This window comes from Jannaschia sp. R86511 (genome assembly GCF_042466345.1).
In the GTDB taxonomy this organism is placed as follows: domain Bacteria; phylum Actinomycetota; class Actinomycetes; order Actinomycetales; family JBBAYJ01; genus Aquipuribacter.
This window is the reverse complement of record NZ_JAXHCD010000001.1, coordinates 2,261,917-2,281,463: the sequence shown is the minus strand read 5'-3', so window position 1 is coordinate 2,281,463 and position 19,547 is coordinate 2,261,917. Positions and strand designations below refer to the sequence as shown.

Sequence of the window (19,547 nt, the reverse complement as noted above, 5' to 3'; positions counted from 1 at the left end):
CGGCGTCGGCTCACCCGCCGGTCGTGGCGCACCGTTGTGCCGTGGGTCGCCGACAGCCATCCGCAGACTCCTCCCCGCCCGACCTCGTCGTCGGGACGTCTTCGCTGCACCGGCGCGGGGACGTCGCCTCGTCGCGGGCACCCACCCCGGTGGTCGGCCACCTTCGTCCCCGGGCCGTACCGCCGCAACTCGGGGCGACCCCCCCACCTGACGGGCTCGTGCCGGAGCCGGACCAGCCCCGTTCAGGACTAGGCTCCGCAGCGATGTCTACGACGATGTCCACCTCCGAGTCCCCCCGTCCGCTGCGCACCGTCCTCATCGCCAACCGGGGCGAGATCGCCGTCCGCGTGGCCCGGGCCTGCGCCGACCACGGCCTGCGCTCCGTGGCGGTCTACGCCGACCCGGACGCGGACGCGCTGCACGTCCGCGTCGCCGACGAGGCTTTCGCCCTGGGTGGCTCGACGTCGGCCGAGACGTACCTCGACATCGACAAGCTGCTCGCCGTCGCGGCCAAGGCCGACGCCGACGCGGTCCACCCCGGCTACGGGTTCCTGGCGGAGAACGCCGAGTTCGCCCAGGCCGTCATCGACGCCGGGCTGGTGTGGATCGGCCCGCCGCCGCAGGCCATCCGCGACCTCGGCGACAAGGTGTCGGCCCGGCACATCGCCGCCCGGGCGGGCGCCCCGCTGGTGGCCGGCACCGCCGACCCGGTGGCCGACGCCGAGGAGGTGGTGGCCTTCGCCCGCGAGCACGGCCTGCCCGTGGCCATCAAGGCCGCCTTCGGGGGCGGCGGGCGCGGCCTCAAAGTCGCCCGCACCCTGGAGGAGGTGCCCGAGCTGTTCGAGTCGGCCACCCGCGAGGCCGTCGGCGCGTTCGGCCGCGGCGAGTGCTTCGTCGAGCGGTACCTGGACCGACCGCGCCACGTCGAGACGCAGTGCCTGGCCGACGCCCACGGCGGCGTGGTCGTGGTGTCCACCCGCGACTGCTCGCTGCAGCGCCGGCACCAGAAGCTGGTCGAGGAGGCCCCGGCGCCGTTCCTGAGCGAGGAGCAGAACGCCCAGCTGTACGCGGCCAGCAAGGCCATCCTGCGCGAGGCCGGCTACGTCGGCGCCGGCACCTGCGAGTTCCTCGTCGGCCAGGACGGCACCATCAGCTTCCTCGAGGTCAACACCCGCCTGCAGGTCGAGCACTGCGTGTCCGAAGAGGTCACGGGCATCGACCTGGTCCGCGAACAGCTGCGGATCGCGGCGGGCGAGCCGCTGGGCTACGACGACCCCGAGGTCCGCGGGCACTCCATCGAGTTCCGCATAAACGGCGAGGACGCCGGTCGCGGCTTCCTGCCGCAGCCCGGCCCGGTCGACGTCTGGCAGCCGCCCAGCGGTCCCGGCGTGCGCCTGGACTCCGGCGTCGTGGCCGGCAGCCTCGTCGGCGGCGGCTTCGACTCCATGCTGGCCAAGCTCGTCGTCACCGGTGCCTCCCGGCGGCAGGCGCTGGAGCGCTCCCGGCGCGCGCTGGCCGAGTTCGTCGTCGAGGGCCTGCCCACCGTGCTGCCCTTCCACCGGGCCGTCGTGTCCGACCCGGCGTTCGCCCCGGCCGAGGACGGCACCCCGTTCACCGTGCACACCCGGTGGATCGAGACCGAGTTCGACAACACCCTGCCCGCGTGGACCCCGCCCGCGGCGGCGGGCGAGCAGGAGGCGGCCCCGGAGCGCAGCCGCGTCGTGGTGGAGGTGGACGGCCGGCGCGTCGAGGTCGTGCTGCCGGCCTCGCTGGCCGCCCCCGCGCCGGTGGCGGCGGGCCTCGGGCGGGCCCCCCGGCGCAGCCGCAAGGGCTCGGGCACCGCGGCCGTGTCCGGCGAGGCGCTGACCAGCCCGATGCAGGCCACGGTGGTCAAGGTGGTCGTGGCCGACGGCGACGAGGTGGCCGAGGGCGACCTGGTGGCCGTGCTGGAGGCCATGAAGATGGAGCAGCCCCTGACGGCCCACCGCAGCGGCACCGTCCGCGGCCTCGCGGTGCAGGTCGGGGGCACGGTCACGGCCGGGGCCGTGGTCTGCGAGATCGCCTGAGCCGCTCCCGGGCCGGACTTTCGCAGGTGGCTTGCGGAGGATGTGGACTGTGCGGCTGAAGGCATATAACGTCCATATCGGTCGTCGCGAGGACGGGTCCCGCCCGCCTCGGTGACGACCGCCGGTGACACAGGTGTCGCCGGCCAGCCGGTCCAGCGGCGTCCGACCGCACGGCAGAGAGTTGGCCCCCATGACCATGACCCCGGACCGTCGCGCGTTCCTGCGCGCAGCCACCGTCGCCGCCATCGGTGGCATCGGCGCCGCGAGCGCCGTCGCCCCGGCCCACGCCGCCACCGGGCGCACCACCCGCGGCCGCAACGGCGTGCCGCGCGGCGCGATCTCCATCCAGCTGTACAGCCTGCGCAGCATCATGACCGACGCCAGCACCGCCGAGGTGGTCCTGGAGACGCTCGCCGAGATGGGCTTCGTCAAGGTCGAGGCCGCCGGCACCTACGGCATGACCCCGACCGCGTTCAAGGCGATGCTCGACCGGGTCGGGCTGCGCGCCAGCAGCGCCCACATCGGCAACCTCGACCCGCAGGCCGTGGCCGACGAGGCCGGCGCGCTGGGCGCCCGGTTCGTCAACTTCCCCTACGCCGCCTACCAGACCCTCGACGAGTGGCGCGCGCTCGCGGCCGACCTCAACCCGGTCGGCGAGGCGTGCCAGGCCGCGGGCATCCGCTACGGCTACCACAACCACGCGCTGGAGTTCGAGGTCGAGGAGAACGGGGTGCAGGCCTACGACGTGCTGCTCACCGAGACCGACGACCGCGTGGTCCACATGCAGCTCGACCTGTACTGGGCCGTCACCGGCGGCCAGGACCCCGTCGAGGTGTTCCGCCGCGACCCGCGCCGGTTCCTGCAGTTCCACGTCAAGGACCGCGACGAGGCCGGCTTCTTCGCCGACCCGGGCGAGGGCACGATCGACTTCCCGTCGATCTTCAGCGAGCAGCGCCTGTCCGGAGTCATCGAGTACATCGTCGAGAACGACCAGCCCGCCGACCCGCTGGAGTTCGCCCGCACGGGCATCGACTACCTGCGCGACGTCAGGTTCTGACTCCCGGCACGTAGCGGCGGGCCCGAGCCCGCCGCGGGGCCCCCGCACCGGTCGGACCGGTGCGGGGGCCCTCGTCGTCTCAGGCCAGCGGGGCCGGGTGCAGCTGACGGGCGGCCTCCGCGATCGAGCCGGACAGGCTCGGGTACACCGTGAACGAGCGCGCCACGTCGTCGACGGTCAGCCGGTGCTCCACGGCCAGCGTGACCGGGAAGATGAGCTCGCTGGCGCGCGGGCCGACCACGACGCCGCCGATGACGGTGCCCGACCCGGTCCGGGCGAACAGCTTGACGAACCCCTCGGTGACGCCCTGCATCTTGGCGCGGGGGTTGGTCGCCAGCGGCAGCATCACGCCCACGCCCTGGGCCTCGCCGGAGTCCAGCTGGGACTGGGTCCAGCCGACCGTGGCGATCTCGGGGGCGGTGAAGATGTTGCTGGAGACCGTCTTGAGCGACAGCGGCCGGACGCTGTCGCCCAGCAGGTGACGCATGGCGATCCGGCCCTGCATGGCCGCGACCGACGCGAGCGCCAAGACCCCGGTGCAGTCGCCTGCGGCGTAGATGCCCGGCACCGACGTGCGCGAGACCCGGTCGGTGACCACGTGCCCCGACGGCGACAGCTCGACGCCGGCCTCCTCCAACCCGATGCCGGCCGTGTTGGGGATGGAGCCGACGGCCATCAGGCAGTGGCTGCCGGCCACGGTCGAGCCGTCGGAGAGCGTGACGACGACCCCGGCGCCCTCGCGGCGCACGTTCTCGGCGCGCGAGCGGGACATCACCTTCATGCCGCGGCGGCGGAACGCGTCCTCCAGCACCCTGGCCGCGTCGGCGTCCTCGCCGGGCAGGACCCGGTCGCGGCTGGAGATCAGCGTCACCTCGCTGCCCAGGGCCCGGTAGGCGGAGGCGAACTCCGCGCCCGTCACGCCCGAGCCCACGACGACCAGGTGCTCCGGCAGCTCGCGCAGGTCGTACAGCTGGCGCCAGTCCAGGATCCGCTCGCCGTCGGGCATCGACGTCTCCAGCCGGCGCGGCGTGGCCCCCAGGGCCAGCAGCACGGCGTCCGCGGGCAGCGTCCGCACGCCCGAGCCACCGGTCACCTCGACCCCGCCCGGCACGAGCCGGCCCAGCCCCGCGACCAGCCGGACCCCGGCGGCGGCCAGCGCCGCCCGGATGTCGCCGGACTGGGCGTGCGCCAGCTGCTTGACGCGGTTGTTGACCACCTGCAGGTCGACCCCGACGTGCTCGCCGGAGGCCTGCGTGCTGGCGTAGCGCACCCCCAGCTCCGCCGAGCCGTCCACCTGCGTCATCACCTCGCTGGTGGCGATCAGGGTCTTGCTGGGCACGCAGTCGGTGAGCACCGCGGAGCCCCCGAGCCCGTCGGTGTCCACGACCGTCACGTCCGCGCCGAGCTGGGCGGCCACCAGGGCGGCCTCGTACCCGCCCGGTCCACCCCCGACGACGACGAGACGCTGCTGAGGTCGGTGCGGCATACCAGTCACCGGGCCAGTGTCCCAGGCCCGCCGTCCGGCACCGGTCCGGTGCCCGGGATGCCCGCTACGCTCCGCGGGTGCTCTACGCGGCCTACGCGGGCAACCTCGACCCGGACCGGATGGCCGAGCGCGCGCCGCGCTCGCCCGTGCGGGACTCGGGCTGGCTGCTCGGCTGGCGCCTGACCTTCGGCGGGGAGGAGCACGGCTGGGACGGGCCGCTGGCCACGGTGGCCGAGTCCCCCGACCCCACCGACGCCGTCTACGTCGTGCTGTACGAGGTCGCCCCCGAGGACGAGGCCGGGCTCGACGAGTGGGAGGGCGCCTCGACCGGCCTGTTCGCCCGGATCACGGTGCGGGTGCAGACGCTCGAGGGCGAGCGGCCGGCGTTCCTGTACGTGCTGCAGGCCTACGAGGGCGGGCTGCCCAGCGCCATGACCTTGGGCCTGGTCGCCGACGCGGCCGAGGCGGGCGGGGCGCCGGCGGACTACGTGGCCGAGCTGCGGGCCAGGCCCTGCCGGTCGGTGGGCTGAGCCCCGCCCGGACCGTCCGTGCCCGCCGGGCCGTCCGGTCCACCCGTTCGACCCGCGCGACGGGCGGCGACCGTGGCCACGAGCAGGGCCAGCAGCCACAGCCCGGCCCCCAGGGCCGCGACCGCCGCGCTGCCCCACCGGTTGCCGGCGCCGCCCGCCCACGGCGCCAGCACCAGGGCCAGCACGGCCGAGTGCGCGAGGTACACCGGCAGGCTGCGTCGCCCGAGCAGGGCCAGGCCGTCCAACCCACCGACGCCCCGTCCGCGCAGCGCGGACAAGGCGAGCACCGACAGGCAGACCGCGCCCAGCGCCGCGGCCGGCCCGGTGAGCGAGGACAGCACGCCGGCCCCGACCGAGACGGCCACGTCGCCCGTCCGGCCCGCCGCCACCACCTGCGCGTACGGCCACGCCCCGGCCAGCCCGGCCCCGACGCCCAGGGCGCCGGTGAGGAGCAGGCCGCGCCGGTGCCCGGCCGGGTCCACCAGCCAGCCGGCCCGGGCCAGCCGGATCCCCGCCACCGCCGCGAGCACCAGGCCGGCCTGCGCGAACGGCAGCAGCACCAGCGCCAGCAGCCACGTGCCCACCCGGTCGACCACCGACAGCAGGTAGTCCGACGGCGGGTCCGGCAGGCCCACCGACCCGCCCAGCCCGTCGACGACGCCGTGGACCAGCAGCGCGGGCACGACCAGGAGGCCGACCAGCACGTGCACGGCGGTGCGGGAGCGGACCAGCGGGTAGGCGAGCACGAGCACCACCCCGAGCACGGCCAGCACGTCGCCGTCCAGCAGCAGCACGGCGTGCCCGGCGCCGACGAGCACCAGCAGCCCGGCCCGGCGCAGGACGAGCCCCCCTGCCCCTGGCGCCGCCGCGCTCGTCGCCGCCTCGGCCGGCGCCGCGGTCTGGGTCGCGGTCTGGGTCGCGGCGGCGGTCTCGGCGTCGTGGCGCGCCAGCCGCAGCGCCAGCCCGTGCCCCAGCAGCAGCGCGAAGACGGCCAGCACCCGGTTGTCCACGAGCAGCGCCAGCACCCCGTCGACGAGCCGGTCCGCGTCCGTGCCCCCCACCGGCCGGTGGCCCGGGCCGAGCTGACGGGCCCCCAGCCACAGCAGGCCCGTGGCGACGGCGCTGCCCAGCAGGGCGAGGCCCCGGGTCGCGTCCACCGCGTGGTGGCGGCCCGCCGGGCTGCTCCAGGTCACAGGAGATGGTCTCAGGACGGGGGCTAGTCTCGCGCCGTGCAGACGACCGGGCAGACCAGCGGGCAGACCAGCGGGCAGGACGGGAACCGGCCGGACGGCGGTTGGCAGGAGGTGGCGGCCGCGGCCGCCGCCGTGGTCCGGGAGCGCTCCGGCGCGGCCCTGACCGGGACGGACGGCGAGGCGCCGGGCGCCGCCGTCGACACCGCCGTGGTGCTGGGGTCGGGCTGGGGCCAGGCGGCCGAGCTGCTCGGCGAGGTGGTCGTCGACCTGCCCGCCGACGAGGTGCCGGGGTTCCGGGCCTCCGCCGTGGCCGGGCACCACGGCCGGCTCCGGGTGGTCCGCACCGCCAACGGTCGCCGGGTGCTGCTGATCGCCGCCCGCACCCACCTGTACGAGGGCCACGGCGTGGACGCCGTCGCCCACGGGGTCCGGACCGCGGCCGCCCTGGGGGCCCGGCACGTGGTGCTGACCAACGGCTGCGGCAGCCTGGTCGTCGACTGGGGCCCGGGCACGGCGGTCCTGCTGCGCGACCACCTCAACCTGACCGGGGCCACCCCGCTGCGGGGCGCGACCTTCGTGGACCTGACCGAGGCCTACTCCCCCCGGCTGCGGGCGCTGGCCCACCAGGTCGACCCCGGCCTGCCCGAGGGGGTCTACGCCCAGCTGCACGGCCCGCAGTACGAGACCCCGGCCGAGGTGGCCATGGTCGGCGTGCTCGGCGGTCAGCTGGTCGGGATGTCGACCGCGCTGGAGACCGTCGCCGCCCGCTCGCTGGGCCTGGAGGTGCTGGGCCTGTCGCTGGTCACCAACCTGGCCGCCGGCACGACCGGCGAGGCGCTGGACCACCAGGAGGTGCTGCAGGCCGGCCGGGACGCCGCCGAGCGCTGCGGCCGGCTGCTGGCCGACGTCGTCGACCTCGTCGCCTCGTCGTGACCGGCCCCACCGAACCGGGGGCGACGGCGGCGCTGCGGGCGAGCATGCGGCGCTGGGCCGACGACGACGTCGACCCCGCGGACGCCGCCACCACCCGGGCGCTGGCCGAGGCGCCCGACGCGGCCGTCGAGGCGGCGCGAGACGCGTTCACGGGCGGGCTCGGGTTCGGCACCGCCGGCCTGCGCGGGGCCATGGGTCCCGGCCCCAACCGGATGAACCGGGCCGTCGTGGTCCGCGCCGCGGCCGGTCTCGCCGCCTGGCTGCGCACCACGGTCGAGGCGGCGCAGTCCGACGGGTCCGACGGGTCCGACGGGTCCGACGGGTCCGACGGGTCCGACGGGTCCGACGGGTCCGACGGGGCCGAGGGGGCCGCTCCCCTGGTGGCGGTCGGCTTCGACGCGCGCCGCGGCTCGCGGGCGTTCGCCGAGGACTCGGCCGCCGTGCTCACCGCGGCCGGCTGCCGGGTCGTGCTGCTGCCGGCGCCCCTGCCCACCCCCGTGCTGGCCCACACCGTGCTGCGCCTGGGTGCGGACGCCGGGGTCATGGTGACCGCGAGCCACAACCCCAAGGACGACAACGGCTACAAGGTCTACCTGGGCGGCCGTGCGGCCCCCGGTCCGGGGGCGGGCGTGCAGATCGTCCCGCCCGCCGACCGCGGCATCGCCGAGGCCATCGCCGCGGCCCCGCCCGCCGGGCAGGTCCCCCGGGCCGGGGCCGGCTGGCGGGTGGCGGGCCCGGAAGTCGTCGCCGGCTACGTCGAGGCCGCCGTCGCCCTGCTGCCGCCCGGCCCGCGCGAGCTGGGCGTGGTCACCACGGCCATGCACGGCGTCGGCGACGACGTGCTGGGCCGGGTCCTGTCCGGCGCCGGGTTCGACGACGTCCGCAGCGTCGCCGAGCAGGCGGAGCCCGACCCCGACTTCCCGACGGTACCGTTCCCGAACCCCGAGGAGCAGGGCGCGCTGGACCTGGCGCTCGCCCTGGCCGCAGGCTCCGCGGCCGACCTGGTGCTGGCCGTCGACCCGGACGCCGACCGCTGCAGCGTCGCCGTGCCCGACCCCGCCGCCGGCCCGGCCGACAGCCCCGCGGGCTGGCGCCAGCTGACCGGGGACGAGGTCGGGGCGCTGCTGGCCGAGCACGTCCTGACCCGGGTCCCGGGCCCCGACTCGCCGGACCCCGGCGAGCCGGCGACGCTCGCGGCCTCGCTCGTCTCGGGGTCCCTGCTGCACCGGGTGGCGGAGCAGCACGGCGTGCGTTCGGCGGCCACGCTGACCGGGTTCAAGTGGATCGCCCGCGTGCCGGGCCTGGTCATGGGCTACGAGGAGGCCATCGGCTACTGCGTGGCCCCGCGGCTGGTGCGCGACAAGGACGGGCTGACCGCGGCCCTGCTCGTGGCCGAGCTGGCGGCGGTGCTGCGGGCCCGGGGCCGCAGCCTGCTGGACGCCCTGGACGACCTGGCCCGGACCCATGGCGTGCACGTCACCGCGCCGGTGACGCTGCGCCTGGCCGACATGTCGGTGGTCGGCCCCGTGCTGGCCGGGCTGCTGGCCGACCCGCCGGCCGACCTGGCCGGGGTGCCGGTCTCGACCGTGGAGGACCTGTCGCTGGGGGTGGACGGGCTGCCCGCCACGACGGGGGTGCGGCTGCGGGCCGAGCGCGCGGCCCGTGTGGTCGTACGGCCCTCGGGGACCGAGCCCAAGCTCAAGGCCTACCTGGAGGTCGTCGTGCCGGCGGGGCAGGACCTGCCCGCCGCCCGGGTCGCCGCGAACCAGCGCATGGCCGCCCTGCAGGAGCAGGTCCGCGCGCTGCTGCAGACCGGCTGAGCCCGACGGGACGGGCCGTCCGCCGCCTCAGCCGGTGAGCGCCCGCAGCACGGCGGCGGCCGCGACGGCCGTGGTCACGGCCAGCGACGCGACCACCGGAGCGTTCCAGCCGACCCGGGGCTGACCGGCCCCGACGGCCGCGTCCCGGGCCGAGCGCTCCCGCCAGGTCTGCCAGCGGGTGCCGACCAGCACGGCGGCCTCCCCCGCGCTGCTGCCCGGCGCCCGGCTGCCGCTGATGGCGTCGGCCTCGGGCTCGGCCCAGGGCGTCTCGCGGCGGGACACCGGCCGGATCCGCCGCCCGGACGACGGCGCCGCCCACGACGTCCAGGTGGTCCCGCCCGCGTGGACGGTCAGCGCCCAGCGGGTGTCGAGGTCGTCCACCGACGCCCAGGGCAGCCGGACGGTGCGCAGCACGTTGACCAGCTCCACGCCGTCGGCGTCGACGACGACGGCCGGGTGCCAGAACATCGCGTGGACGGCGGCGGCCGAGAACGCCAGCAGCGGCAGGCCCAGCGCCACCGAGCCCGCGCTGCCGCGCAGCAGCAGGTCACCGGACAGCAGCAGCACCAGCAGCCACCAGCCCCCGGCCAGCAGGCGTCCGTTGCCGGGCCGCAGGACGACCCGACCGGCGTCCGGCCCCGTGCCCTCACCCCCGGGGCCACCGGGTCGGGTCGGGCGCTGCGAGGTCACCGACCCATCCTGCCCCGGCGTTAGGCTCTGCGCGTGACCGACCTCGCCTCCCCCGCCGCGCCGACCGCCGACCGGAGCCCCGGTGCCGCCGTCGACGCGCTGGTGGGGCCGCGGGTCGACGAGGCGGGCCTGCGCCGGTTCCTGCGCGGTCTGCCCGGTGTCGACGAGGTCGGCACGAACGCCCGGGCCGCCAAGTTCGGCACGCGCTCGATCAAGACCGACGCCAAGGCCTGGGCCCTGGACACCGTCGTGTCGATGATCGACCTGACCACGCTCGAGGGCGCCGACACCCCCGGCAAGGTCCGCACCCTGGCGGCCAAGGCCGCCCACCCCGACCCCGCCACCGACTGCCCGCCCGTCGCGGCCGTCTGCGTCTACGGCGACCTGGTGACCGAGGTCGCCGCCGGGCTGGAGCAGGCCGGGTCGCTGTGGCGGAGGCCACCGGCGCCCGGGCAGCACCCCGGCGTGAAGATCGCCGCCGTGGCCACGGCCTTCCCGTCCGGCCGGGCCTCCAGCGCGATCCGCCTGGCCGACACCGCGGACGCCGTGGCCGCCGGCGCCCACGAGATCGACATGGTCATCGACCGCGGGGCGTTCCTGTCCGGGCGCTGGCTGCAGGTGTTCGGCGACGTGGTGGCGGTCAAGGCCGCCTGCGCCCGCCCCGACGGCACCCGCGCCAAGCTCAAGGTCATCCTCGAGACCGGCGAGCTCGTCACCTACGACAACGTCCGGCGCGCGTCCTGGCTGGCCATGCTGGCCGGCGCCGACACCATCAAGACCAGCACGGGCAAGGTCAGCCCCGCCGCGACCATGCCCGTCACGCTGGTCATGCTCGAGGCCATCCGCGACTTCCACCTGGCCACCGGCCAGGTGGTGGGCATGAAGCCCGCCGGCGGGATCCGCACGGCCAAGGACGCGCTGCGCTACCTGGTGATGGTGCAGGAGACCCTGGGCCCGGACTGGCTGCACCCGGACCGGTTCCGGTTCGGCGCCTCCAGCCTGCTCAACGACGTCCTGATGCAGCGGCAGAAGGCGCGCACCGGCGCCTACTCCGGCCCGGACCACGTCAGCGTCGACTGACCGTGCCCGCCGCCGCCCCCGCGCCCCGCCCGGTGCGCACCCCCGCCCCAGACCCCCAGGAGCGCCAGTGACCGACCTGACCCGGACGGGCAGCCTGACCGACCTGACGGACACCCCGTTCCGTTACTCCCCCGCGCCGGAGTCCGCGTCCATCGCCCGGATCGCCGACAGCTACGGGCTGTTCGTGGACGGCACGTTCGCCGAAGCCGCGGACGGGCGCACGCTGGACACCGTCAACCCGGCCACCGAGCAGCGGCTGTCCACCGTCGCCCACGCCGGGGCGGCCGACGTCGACCGGGCCGTGGCCGCGGCCCGCCGCGCCCACACCCGGGTCTGGGGCCCGATGGCCCCGGCCGAGCGCGGCAAGTACCTGTTCCGGATCGCCCGCCTGGTCGCCGAGCGCGCCCGGGAGCTGGCCGTGGTCGAGACCCTCGACAACGGCAAGCCGATCCGCGAGACCCGCGACGTCGACATCCCGCTGGTCGCGAACCACTTCTTCTACCACGCCGGCTGGGCCGACAAGCTGCAGTGGGCCGGCCTCGGCGCCGACCCGCAGCCCCACGGCGTGGTCGGCCAGGTCATCCCCTGGAACTTCCCGCTGCTCATGCTGGCCTGGAAGATCGCCCCGGCGCTGGCCACCGGCAACACCGTGGTGCTGAAGCCGGCCGAGACGACGCCGCTGTCGGCCCTGCTGTTCGCCGAGATCTGCGCCGAGGCGGACCTGCCCCCGGGCGTGGTCAACATCGTCACCGGCGCCGGCGACACCGGTCAGGCGCTGGTCACCCACGGCGACGTCGACAAGGTTGCGTTCACGGGCTCGACCGGGGTGGGCCGGGCCATCGCCCGCAGCATCGCCGGCACCCGCACCAAGGCCACCCTGGAGCTGGGCGGCAAGGCCGCCAACATCGTCTACGACGACGCCCCGATGGACGCCTGCGTCGAGGGCATCGTCGACGGCATCTTCTTCAACCAGGGCCACGTCTGCTGCGCGGGCTCGCGCCTGCTGGTGCAGGAGGCCGTGGCCGAGGAGGTCGTCGACCGGCTCAAGCGGCGCCTGGCCTCGCTGCGCGTCGGCGACCCGATGGACAAGAACACCGACCTGGGCGCCATCAACTCCGCCGCCCAGCTGGGCCGGATCACCGAGCTGGCCCAGGCCGGCGAGGACGAGGGCGCCACCCGCTGGAGCCTGGACTGCGAGCTGCCCGACAAGGGCTACTGGTTCACCCCGACGCTGTTCACGGGCGTGCAGACCAGCCACCGCGTGGCCCGGGAGGAGATCTTCGGGCCCGTGCTGTCGGTGCTCACCTTCCGCACGCCCGAGGAGGCCGTGGCCAAGGCCAACAACACCCCCTACGGCCTGTCGGCCGGCGTGTGGACCGACAAGGGCTCCAAGATCCTGTGGACCGCGGACCGGCTCAAGGCCGGTGTGGTCTGGGCCAACACGTTCAACAAGTTCGACCCGACCAGCCCGTTCGGCGGGTTCAAGGAGTCCGGGTACGGCCGCGAGGGCGGCCGCCACGGTCTGGAGGCCTACGTCCGATGAGCACAGGACCGATGAGCACACCGACCACCGGCCGCGCCAAGGGCAGCCGCAAGAAGGCCGCCGCCCCCGAGCCGGCGGCCCGCCTCGACGTCCGCAAGACCTACAAGCTGTACGTCGGCGGGAAGTTCCCCCGCAGCGAGTCGGGCCGCACCTACGCCGTGCACGCCGCGGACGGCGGCCTGCTCGCCCAGGCGGCCCAGGCCTCGCGCAAGGACGCCCGCGACGCGGTCGTCGCGGCGCGCGCCGCGGTCGGCGGCTGGGCCGGGGCCACCGCGTACAACCGCGGCCAGGTGCTGTACCGGGTGGCGGAGATGCTCGAGGGCCGCGCCGCCCAGTTCGTGGAGCTCGTCGCCGACGCCGAGGGCGTCAGCCTGGAGGACGCGCACCGGCAGGTGAACGCCGCCGTCGACCGGTGGGTCTGGTACGCCGGCTGGACGGACAAGGTCACCCAGGTGGCCGGGAACGCCAACCCGGTGGCGGGGCCGTACTTCAACCTGTCGGTGCCCGAGCCGACCGGCGTCGTGGCGGTCCTGGCGCCCCAGGGCTCCTCCCTGCTGGGCCTGACCAGCGTCGTGGCCCCCGTGATCGCCACGGGCAACACGTGCGTGGTGGTGACGTCGTTCGACCGGCCGCTGCCGGCGGTGGCCCTGGCCGAGGTGCTCGCCACCTCCGACGTCCCCGGCGGCGTGGTCAACCTGCTGACCGGGTCCGCGGCCGAGCTCGGGCCGTGGCTGGCCTCGCACCGCGACGTCGACGCGATCGACCTGACCGGTGCGGCGGCGCTGGCCGAGCCCACCTGGGGCGACCTGGAGGCCGCGGCGTCGGACACCCTGACCCGGGTGCTGCGTCCGGCCGACCTGCCCGACGGCGCCGAGCCGGACTGGGCCGAGGTCCCCGACCCGCGCCGCATGCTGACGTTCATGGAGACCAAGACCGTCTGGCACCCGAAGGGCCGATGAGCGACCAGCCACCGCCCGGGGCCACGCCCCGGGCCACCGTCCTGCTGCTGGCCGGGGCGAGCGGCTCCGGCAAGTCCACCCTCGTGGGACGGCTGCGGCAGCGTCACCCCGAGCTGACCGTGGTGCAGCTCGACGACTTCTACCGCGAGGGCACCGACCCGGGCCTGCCCGCCTGGGGCGGCATCGTCGACTGGGACGACCCGGCCACCTGGGACGCCGCCGCCGCCCACCGGGCCCTGGTCGGCCTGTGCACGCAGGGCCGCTGCGAGGTCCCCGTCTACGACATCCCGACCTCCAGCATCACCGGCTCGCACCCCGTTGCGCTCGCGGCCGGCGGCACGGTCGTCGTGGCCGAGGGCCTGTTCGCCCCCGAGATCGTCGAGCACCTGTCCCGCTCCGGCCTGCTGCTGGACGCCGTGCACCTGCGTTCCCGCCCGGTCGTGACGTTCGTCCGGCGCCTGGCCCGCGACCTGGCCGGGCACCGCAAGCCGCCCCTGACGCTGCTGCGGCGGGGCCTGGCGCTGGCCCGCAAGGAGCCGGCCCTGCTGCGCCGCTGGAGCCGGCTGGGCACCCGGGCGGTGAGCAAGGCCGAGGTCGAGGCGGTCGTCGCCACCCACCTGGCCACCGCCGCCCGCACCACCTGACCCGCGCACCATCTGACGCCCAGACCCGGCCGGGGCGGGAGCGCGGGCGGTGGACCACGCCGCGGAACCCCTCCGGCGGGATCGGCGCCCCCTCTAGGTTGTCCTCCGTGACGAAGAGGCGGCCGCCGCGGGCCCGACCGGTCCCCGCGCCCCCGGCCCCCACCACCGCCCTGGCCCGCCTCGGCGCGCTGGTGGCCCGGCACCCGTTCCTCGTGGTCGGGGCCTGGGTCCTGCTCGCCCTGGTCGGCGGCGTCGTCGGCGGGTCGGTCTTCGACCGGACCGAGACCGTGGCCGACGTCCGGGCCGACGCCGAGTCCGCCGTCGTCGCCGCGCAGGTCAGGACGGTGGACCCCGACGCCGCGACGGTGGTCGCGGTCGTCGGGGGGACCGACTTCTTCGACCCGGTGCTGCGCGACAGCGCGACCGACCTGATGTTCCGGGTGCGTGAGGTGCCCGGCGTCGCGCTGGTCACCGACGCCTGGACCGGGGGCGGGCTGATCAGCGAGGACGGGCAGCGCTCGCTCGTGGTCGTCGAGCTGGACCCCGGCCTGGACGAGGCGGCCGCGCTGCGCACGGCCGACGAGGTCACGGCCATGCTCCGCACCGTCGAGGCCCCCGAGGTCGTGGTCGGCGGGGAGCTCCTCGCCGAGCGGGACTTCGCCGACCTGGCGGTCGCCGACGCCGTGCGCGGGGAGTCCCTGGCCCTCGGCGTGCTGTGCGTGGTCCTCGTCCTGCTGCTCGGCGGGGTCAGGGTCGCCCTGGTCCCGCTGGCCACCGCCCTGGCCGTCATCGCCTCGGCGCTGCTCCTGCTGACCGGGCTGACGGGTGTGGTGGCGGTGTCGGAGTTCGCCGTCAACATCGTCACGCTGCTGGGGCTGGGCCTGGCGGTCGACTACAGCCTGCTGGTGCTGTCCCGGTTCCGGGAGGAGCGGGAGCGGCACCCCGCCGCGCCGCTGCCGGAGCTGCTGGCCCGGACCACGGCGCAGGCGGGTCGGGCCGTGCTGTTCTCGGGCCTGGCCGTCGGCACGGCGTTCCTGGGCCTGCTGGTCGTCGGCGAGCCGCTGCTGGCCAGCATGGCGCTGGGCGGGGTGGCCGTGGCCGCGCTCGTCACCGTGGCCGGGATCACCCTGGTCCCGGCGCTGGTGGCGCTGACCCACCGGCACGTCCCGGCGCACGGGGCCACGACCTGGGTGTGGCGCCGCCCCCGGCCCGAACGGGCCGGGGCGATGGCCCGGCTGGCGGGCTGGGCCCAGGGCCGGCCGGTCGTCGCCACGCTGGCCAGCACGGTCCTGCTGCTCGCCCTGTGCCTGCCGCTGTCCACGCTGCAGCTGGGCGCCTCCGACGCCCGCTCGCTGCCGCCGGGCACGGAGGCCCGCACCGTCGCCGAGCTCGTCGAGCAGGAGTTCCCGCTGGTCGCCACCCAGCCCCTGCTCGTCCTGGTGGGCTCGCCGGACCCGGCGGACGTCGCCGCGGTGACCACGGCGGTGGGCGGGCTGGACGGGGTCGACGGCATCCGCCCGGCCGACGCCTCCCCCGCGGGCACCTCGCTGCTGGAGGTCACGCCCACCGGGACCACCACCGACCCGGTGGCGCAGCAGCTGGTCCGGCAGGTGCGCGGCGCCGACCTCGGCGTACCCGTGTCCGTCGGGGGCCCGGCGGCCGAGCTGGTCGACACCAAGGACGGTGTCGTCGACCGGCTGTGGCTGGTCCTCCTCGTCGTCGTGGTGCCGACCCTGGTCCTGCTGGGCCGGCTCACCCGGTCCCTCGTGGTGCCCGTCAAGGCCGTGCTGCTCAACCTGCTGACCCTCGGGGCGACCCTGGGGGTGCTGGTGCTGGTGTTCCAGCGGGGCTGGTTCGCCCCCGTGCTGGGCTTCGATCCGGTCGGCCGGCTCGACGTGACCACGCCGCTGCTGCTGGCCGTCCTGGTGTTCGGGCTGTCGATGGACTACGAGGTGTTCCTGCTGTCCCGGATCCGCGAGGCCTGGGACGCCGAACCCATCCGCGACGCGGCCGCCAACCAGCGGGCGGTGCTGGCCGGCATCACGTCCTCGGGCCCCGTGGTGACCGCCGCCGCGGTGTGCATCGGGATCGTGTTCCTCGGCTTCGCCATCGGCGACCTGGTCGCGGTCAAGGAGGTCGGCATCGGCATGACGGTGGCCCTGCTGCTGGACGTGACCGTGGTGCGGGGCGTCCTGCTGCCCGGGGCGATGACCCTGCTCGGTCGGTGGAACTGGGTGCTGCCGCAGGTGCGCCGGACCACGCGGGTCGCTCCGGACCCGGCGCCGGCGGACGCGGGGGGCCGGGTCCGGACCTGAGCCGTCGGGGCGCGGTGCCGCGCCGGGGCGTCAGGGCTGCGCCGGCCGGCCCCGGCCGCGGACGGGCTCCAGCAGCCCGACACCGTGGGTGCGGGACACCCAGACGGTCAGCCCGGCGGTGGTCAGCAGCATCGGCGTCAGCGACACCACCAGCAGCCACGGGTCGACCGCCCCCTGCTGCAGCGAGCTCGGGCTGAGCGGCGAGACGAGCAGCAGCGGCAGGTTGTTGGCCGTGTGCACCACCACCGCGAGCTCCAGGCCGCCGCTCTTCCAGACCAGGAACCCCATGGCCAACGCGAAGACGGCGATGTCGACCAGGCCCACCCGGTCGTAGCCGTGGCCGAGCACGAACAGCGGGACCGGCAGCACGACCCCCAGCACGGGCCAGCGGGACCACGTGCCCAGCAGCTGCATCGGCAGCCCCCGGAAGGCGTACTCCTCCGCCGCGCACTGCAGCGGGGTCAGCAGCAGCACCACGACGACGACCGCCAGCAGCGACACGTCCAGCGGCGGCAGCGACAGGTCCGCCGGCGGGGCCAGGGCCGTCGCGGTCCACAGCACCAGCGCGTACCCGGGCAGCACGACGGCCGCGGCACGCAGCGCCATCCCCCACCGGAACCGACCGACGACGGAGTGCACCGTTCCCCGCTGCCCGCCGCCCCAGCGCAGGGCGAGCACGACCAGGGGCAGCAGGAGCGCGATCAGCCCCAGGGACAGCAGCAGGTCCACGGGGTTGCGAGGGTCGTCGAGGTCCGTCGAGGGGGTGAGGGCGCCGGGCCACGTCACGCCCGGGGAGTGCTCGACCGCGATGACGCTCACCACGGCTACGACGAGCGCGATGACGACGAGACCGAGCAGCAGGCCCGCCCCGGCCCCCAGGGTCGCGAACGGCCGCCACCACCGCGACGTCCGCGGCCGGAGGTGCGCGAGGCGGTGGTAGGCGAGCGGGTCACCGGCCCCGACGGGGTGCGGCTGGACGGGGTGCGGCTGGACGGGGTGCGTCTGGACGGGGAGCTGGACGGCTGCGGTGGGTGTCTCGGTCATGGCACCACCGTCACGCGGCCGGCCCGGGAGCGGATCGGCCGACCGGCCCGATGCGGGCCCGGGTGTCGATCCTCCGGAGGGGGCCCGTGAGGAGGAGGTCGGGTCCTCCTCGAGGACGATCTCGGCCCGCGCGCACGTCCCTAGGCTGGCGCGGTGACTGCACCCACCGGGCCCGTGGCCGTCGCCCCGGCCCCGCCGGCCCCGCACCCCGGGACCGGCCGGGCCGACGACGCGTCGGTCCCGCGGTCCGGGCGCCACCCGCACCTGCGGGCCGTCGCCGTGTCGCTCGCGTGCTCCGTGCTCGGGCCGCTGGTGTTCCTGGTCCTGGTGGGCGCCGCGCTCGAGGAGGGCGGCGAGCCGCAGCAGCCCGGGCCGTGGGTCGCCCTGCTGCTGCTGGACGCCGCCGTGGGCGTCACCGCCGCGGCCCTGGCCGGGCTGTTCCGGACCTCGCGGGTGGCGTCGGTGGCGCTGGTCGTGGCGGGCACGCTCAGCACCTGGGCCGCCCCGGCCGGTGTCGTGGGCCTGGTGCGGGTCGGCGCCCGGCGCTCCGGCGCCCTGGACGCCCTGGTCGTCGCCGTCGTGGTGGCGGGCGGTCTCGGCGTCAGCCGGCTGCACGGGCTGGTCGGCCCGCCCGCGCCCGACCCGCTGCCGTGGTGGGCCGAGGTGCTCGCGCTGGCGGCCGTGGCCGGGCTCCTGCTGCTGTGGGGCCGGGTGCGGGGGACGCGGACCGCGCTGGTCTCGTCGCTGCGGGAGCAGGCGGTCGCCGCCGAGCGGGAGCGGGCGGCGCTGGCCCACGGCCGGGAGGCCGACATCGCCCGCACCCGGGCGGAGGAGCGCAGCGCCATCGCCCGCGACATGCACGACACGCTGTCGCACCAGCTGTCCCTGATCGCGCTGCACGCCGGGGCCCTCGCCTCCCGCGACGACCTGCCCCCGGAACGGGCCCGCGAGGCCGCCCGGACGGTGCGCGACGCCGCTGCGGACGCCAACGCGGTCCTGCGCGAGGTGCTGACCGCGCTGCGCAGCACCGACCCGGAGCAGCGGCTCGGTCACCACGGCGGCGCGGAGCCGCTGCCGACGTCGCGCTCGGTCGACGCCCTGGCCGCCCAGGCCCTCGAGCAGGGGCAGCAGGTCGAGGTCGGCTGGCGGGGTCTGAGCGCCGTCGACCTGGACCGGCGCTCCCCGGCCACGGCCGTGTCCGTGGCCCAGATGACTGCCGAGCTGCTGGTCAACGCGCACAAGCACGCCCCCGGCGCACCTGTCGCGGTGCTGCTCGCCCACGAGGGTGACGACCTCGTGCTGCGGGTGTCCAACCCCCTGGTCCCGACCCCGGGCCCGGCGCTGGGCACCGGCCTCGGGCTGGTGGGGGTGGGCGAGCGGGCCCGGCTGCTGGGCGGGGTCGCCCGGTACGGGGCGGTCGACGGCCGGTTCGAGGTCCAGGTGGTGCTGCCGTGGCAGGCGTGAGCGCGCCGGCGGACGCCGCCGCGGTCCGCGTCCTGGTCGTGGACGACGAACGGCTGATGCGTGCGGGCCTGCGCCTGATGGTCGACGGCGCGGCCGGCATCAGCGTGGTCGGCGAGGCGGCGGACGGCGCCGAGGCCGTCCGCCGCGTCAGCGACCTGGACCCCGACGTGGTCCTGATGGACGTCCGGATGCCGGGCACCGACGGCATCGAGGCCACCCGCCGGCTGGTCGCGGCGGGGTCCCGCGCCCGGGTCGTCGTGCTGACCGCGTTCGAGACCGACGACCACCTGCTCGAGGCGCTGCGGGCCGGGGCCGTGTCGTTCCTGCTCAAGGACGCCCCGCCCGAGGACGTCGTCACGGCCGTCCACGACGCGGCGCAGGGGCGCGCCTCGTTCTCGCCCAGCGTGCTCGCGCGGCTGGTCGCCCTGGCCGCCGGACCGCAGGGAGGACCGCACCGGGCCGGACCGCAGCAGGGCGGACCGGGTGGGGGCGTCGCGGACGCCGCGGGCAGCCGCACCGCGCCCGGCGGGCTCACCGCCCGGGAGTGGGAGGTCGGCCGGTTCGTCGCGCAGGGCCTCACCAACGCCGAGATCGCCGCGGCCCTCTACCTGAGCACCACGACGGTCAAGACCCACATGACGCACCTGTTCGAGAAGCTGCACGTCACCAACCGCGTGCAGCTCGCCATCCGCGTGCTGGAGCACGACGGCCCGGGCTGACCGG

16 protein-coding genes are annotated in these 19,547 nt (G+C 76.4%); 12 read left to right on the top strand and 4 right to left on the bottom strand.

Going from position 1 to position 19,547, the window contains the following annotated elements; genetic code table 11:
• Nucleotides 1-263 precede the first annotated feature (263 nt).
• Nucleotides 264-2,066, top strand: a complete 1,803-nt coding sequence (locus SJY06_RS10765) for a biotin carboxylase N-terminal domain-containing protein (protein ID WP_380167389.1) — start codon at nucleotides 264-266, stop codon at nucleotides 2,064-2,066.
• Nucleotides 2,067-2,256: 190 nt separating this feature from the next.
• The gene (locus tag SJY06_RS10760; RefSeq protein ID WP_380167387.1) at nucleotides 2,257-3,123 is read left to right on the top strand and encodes a sugar phosphate isomerase/epimerase family protein; all 867 of its coding nucleotides are present in this window, start codon (nucleotides 2,257-2,259) and stop codon (nucleotides 3,121-3,123) included.
• Nucleotides 3,124-3,202: 79 nt separating this feature from the next.
• Here the strand turns inward: SJY06_RS10760 and SJY06_RS10755 are convergent, their stop codons facing one another.
• The gene (locus tag SJY06_RS10755; protein WP_380169696.1) at nucleotides 3,203-4,609 is read right to left on the bottom strand and encodes an NAD(P)H-quinone dehydrogenase; all 1,407 of its coding nucleotides are present in this window, start codon (nucleotides 4,607-4,609) and stop codon (nucleotides 3,203-3,205) included.
• Nucleotides 4,610-4,686: 77 nt separating this feature from the next.
• Here SJY06_RS10755 and SJY06_RS10750 point away from each other — a divergent pair, with 77 nt between their 5' ends.
• The gene (locus SJY06_RS10750; protein WP_380167385.1) at nucleotides 4,687-5,139 is read left to right on the top strand and encodes a gamma-glutamylcyclotransferase; all 453 of its coding nucleotides are present in this window, start codon (nucleotides 4,687-4,689) and stop codon (nucleotides 5,137-5,139) included.
• Here the strand turns inward: SJY06_RS10750 and SJY06_RS10745 are convergent.
• Complete coding sequence (locus SJY06_RS10745) at nucleotides 5,094-6,332, bottom strand: DUF418 domain-containing protein (RefSeq protein WP_380167383.1); 1,239 nt, start codon at nucleotides 6,330-6,332, stop codon at nucleotides 5,094-5,096. The two genes, SJY06_RS10750 and SJY06_RS10745, sit on opposite strands and share 46 nt — an antisense overlap.
• Before the next feature lie 36 nt (nucleotides 6,333-6,368).
• Here SJY06_RS10745 and SJY06_RS10740 point away from each other — a divergent pair, with 36 nt between their 5' ends.
• Complete coding sequence (locus SJY06_RS10740; RefSeq protein WP_380167381.1) at nucleotides 6,369-7,265, top strand: purine-nucleoside phosphorylase; 897 nt, start codon at nucleotides 6,369-6,371, stop codon at nucleotides 7,263-7,265.
• Nucleotides 7,262-9,085 (top strand): phospho-sugar mutase, encoded by a 1,824-nt coding sequence (locus tag SJY06_RS10735; RefSeq protein WP_380167379.1) that lies wholly within the window; start codon nucleotides 7,262-7,264, stop codon nucleotides 9,083-9,085. The genes SJY06_RS10740 and SJY06_RS10735 overlap by 4 nt, the downstream gene beginning before the upstream one ends.
• A 27-nt stretch (nucleotides 9,086-9,112) precedes the next feature.
• Here SJY06_RS10735 and SJY06_RS10730 read toward each other — a convergent pair whose 3' ends face one another.
• A complete protein-coding gene (locus SJY06_RS10730) occupies nucleotides 9,113-9,775 on the bottom strand; it encodes a PH domain-containing protein (RefSeq protein ID WP_380167377.1) in 663 nt (220 codons plus the stop codon).
• A 33-nt stretch (nucleotides 9,776-9,808) separates the two neighbouring features.
• Here SJY06_RS10730 and deoC point away from each other — a divergent pair, with 33 nt between their 5' ends.
• From deoC to SJY06_RS10705, 5 genes are all read left to right on the top strand, one after another.
• Complete coding sequence (gene deoC, locus SJY06_RS10725; RefSeq protein WP_380167375.1) at nucleotides 9,809-10,855, top strand: deoxyribose-phosphate aldolase; 1,047 nt, start codon at nucleotides 9,809-9,811, stop codon at nucleotides 10,853-10,855.
• 67 nt (nucleotides 10,856-10,922) lie between these two features.
• On the top strand, nucleotides 10,923-12,398 hold the full coding sequence (locus SJY06_RS10720; RefSeq protein ID WP_380167373.1) for an aldehyde dehydrogenase family protein: 1,476 nt from the start codon (nucleotides 10,923-10,925) through the stop codon (nucleotides 12,396-12,398).
• Between the two features lie 11 nt (nucleotides 12,399-12,409).
• Nucleotides 12,410-13,357 (top strand): aldehyde dehydrogenase family protein, encoded by a 948-nt coding sequence (locus tag SJY06_RS10715; protein WP_380167371.1) that lies wholly within the window; start codon nucleotides 12,410-12,412, stop codon nucleotides 13,355-13,357.
• The gene (locus SJY06_RS10710; protein WP_380167369.1) at nucleotides 13,354-14,001 is read left to right on the top strand and encodes a uridine kinase; all 648 of its coding nucleotides are present in this window, start codon (nucleotides 13,354-13,356) and stop codon (nucleotides 13,999-14,001) included. Before SJY06_RS10715 ends, SJY06_RS10710 begins: the two co-directional genes overlap by 4 nt.
• A 107-nt stretch (nucleotides 14,002-14,108) precedes the next feature.
• Nucleotides 14,109-16,316 carry an MMPL family transporter gene (locus SJY06_RS10705; protein ID WP_380167367.1) on the top strand — a complete coding sequence of 736 codons (2,208 nt, stop codon included), beginning with the start codon at nucleotides 14,109-14,111 and terminating at the stop codon, nucleotides 16,314-16,316.
• A gap of 30 nt (nucleotides 16,317-16,346) precedes the next feature.
• Here the strand turns inward: SJY06_RS10705 and SJY06_RS10700 are convergent, their stop codons facing one another.
• Nucleotides 16,347-17,360: a CPBP family intramembrane glutamic endopeptidase gene (locus tag SJY06_RS10700; RefSeq protein WP_380167365.1), complete on the bottom strand. Its 1,014-nt coding sequence runs from the start codon at nucleotides 17,358-17,360 to the stop codon at nucleotides 16,347-16,349.
• 153 nt (nucleotides 17,361-17,513) lie between these two features.
• Here SJY06_RS10700 and SJY06_RS10695 point away from each other — a divergent pair, with 153 nt between their 5' ends.
• Together SJY06_RS10695 and SJY06_RS10690 are read left to right on the top strand one after the other, a co-directional pair.
• A complete protein-coding gene (locus tag SJY06_RS10695; protein ID WP_380167363.1) occupies nucleotides 17,514-18,824 on the top strand; it encodes a sensor histidine kinase in 1,311 nt (436 codons plus the stop codon).
• Complete coding sequence (locus tag SJY06_RS10690) at nucleotides 18,821-19,543, top strand: response regulator (RefSeq protein ID WP_380167361.1); 723 nt, start codon at nucleotides 18,821-18,823, stop codon at nucleotides 19,541-19,543. The genes SJY06_RS10695 and SJY06_RS10690 overlap by 4 nt, the downstream gene beginning before the upstream one ends.
• Nucleotides 19,544-19,547 lie beyond the last annotated feature (4 nt).

Coding starts and splice junctions, on each gene's coding strand:
- SJY06_RS10765 (WP_380167389.1), top strand. CDS start 264: ATGTCTACGACGATGTCCACCTCCGAGTCCCCCCGTCCGCTGCGCACC.
- SJY06_RS10760 (WP_380167387.1), top strand. CDS start 2,257: ATGACCATGACCCCGGACCGTCGCGCGTTCCTGCGCGCAGCCACCGTC.
- SJY06_RS10755 (WP_380169696.1), bottom strand. CDS start 4,609: ATGCCGCACCGACCTCAGCAGCGTCTCGTCGTCGTCGGGGGTGGACCG.
- SJY06_RS10715 (WP_380167371.1), top strand. CDS start 12,410: ATGAGCACACCGACCACCGGCCGCGCCAAGGGCAGCCGCAAGAAGGCC.
- SJY06_RS10710 (WP_380167369.1), top strand. CDS start 13,354: ATGAGCGACCAGCCACCGCCCGGGGCCACGCCCCGGGCCACCGTCCTG.
- SJY06_RS10700 (WP_380167365.1), bottom strand. CDS start 17,360: ATGACCGAGACACCCACCGCAGCCGTCCAGCTCCCCGTCCAGACGCAC.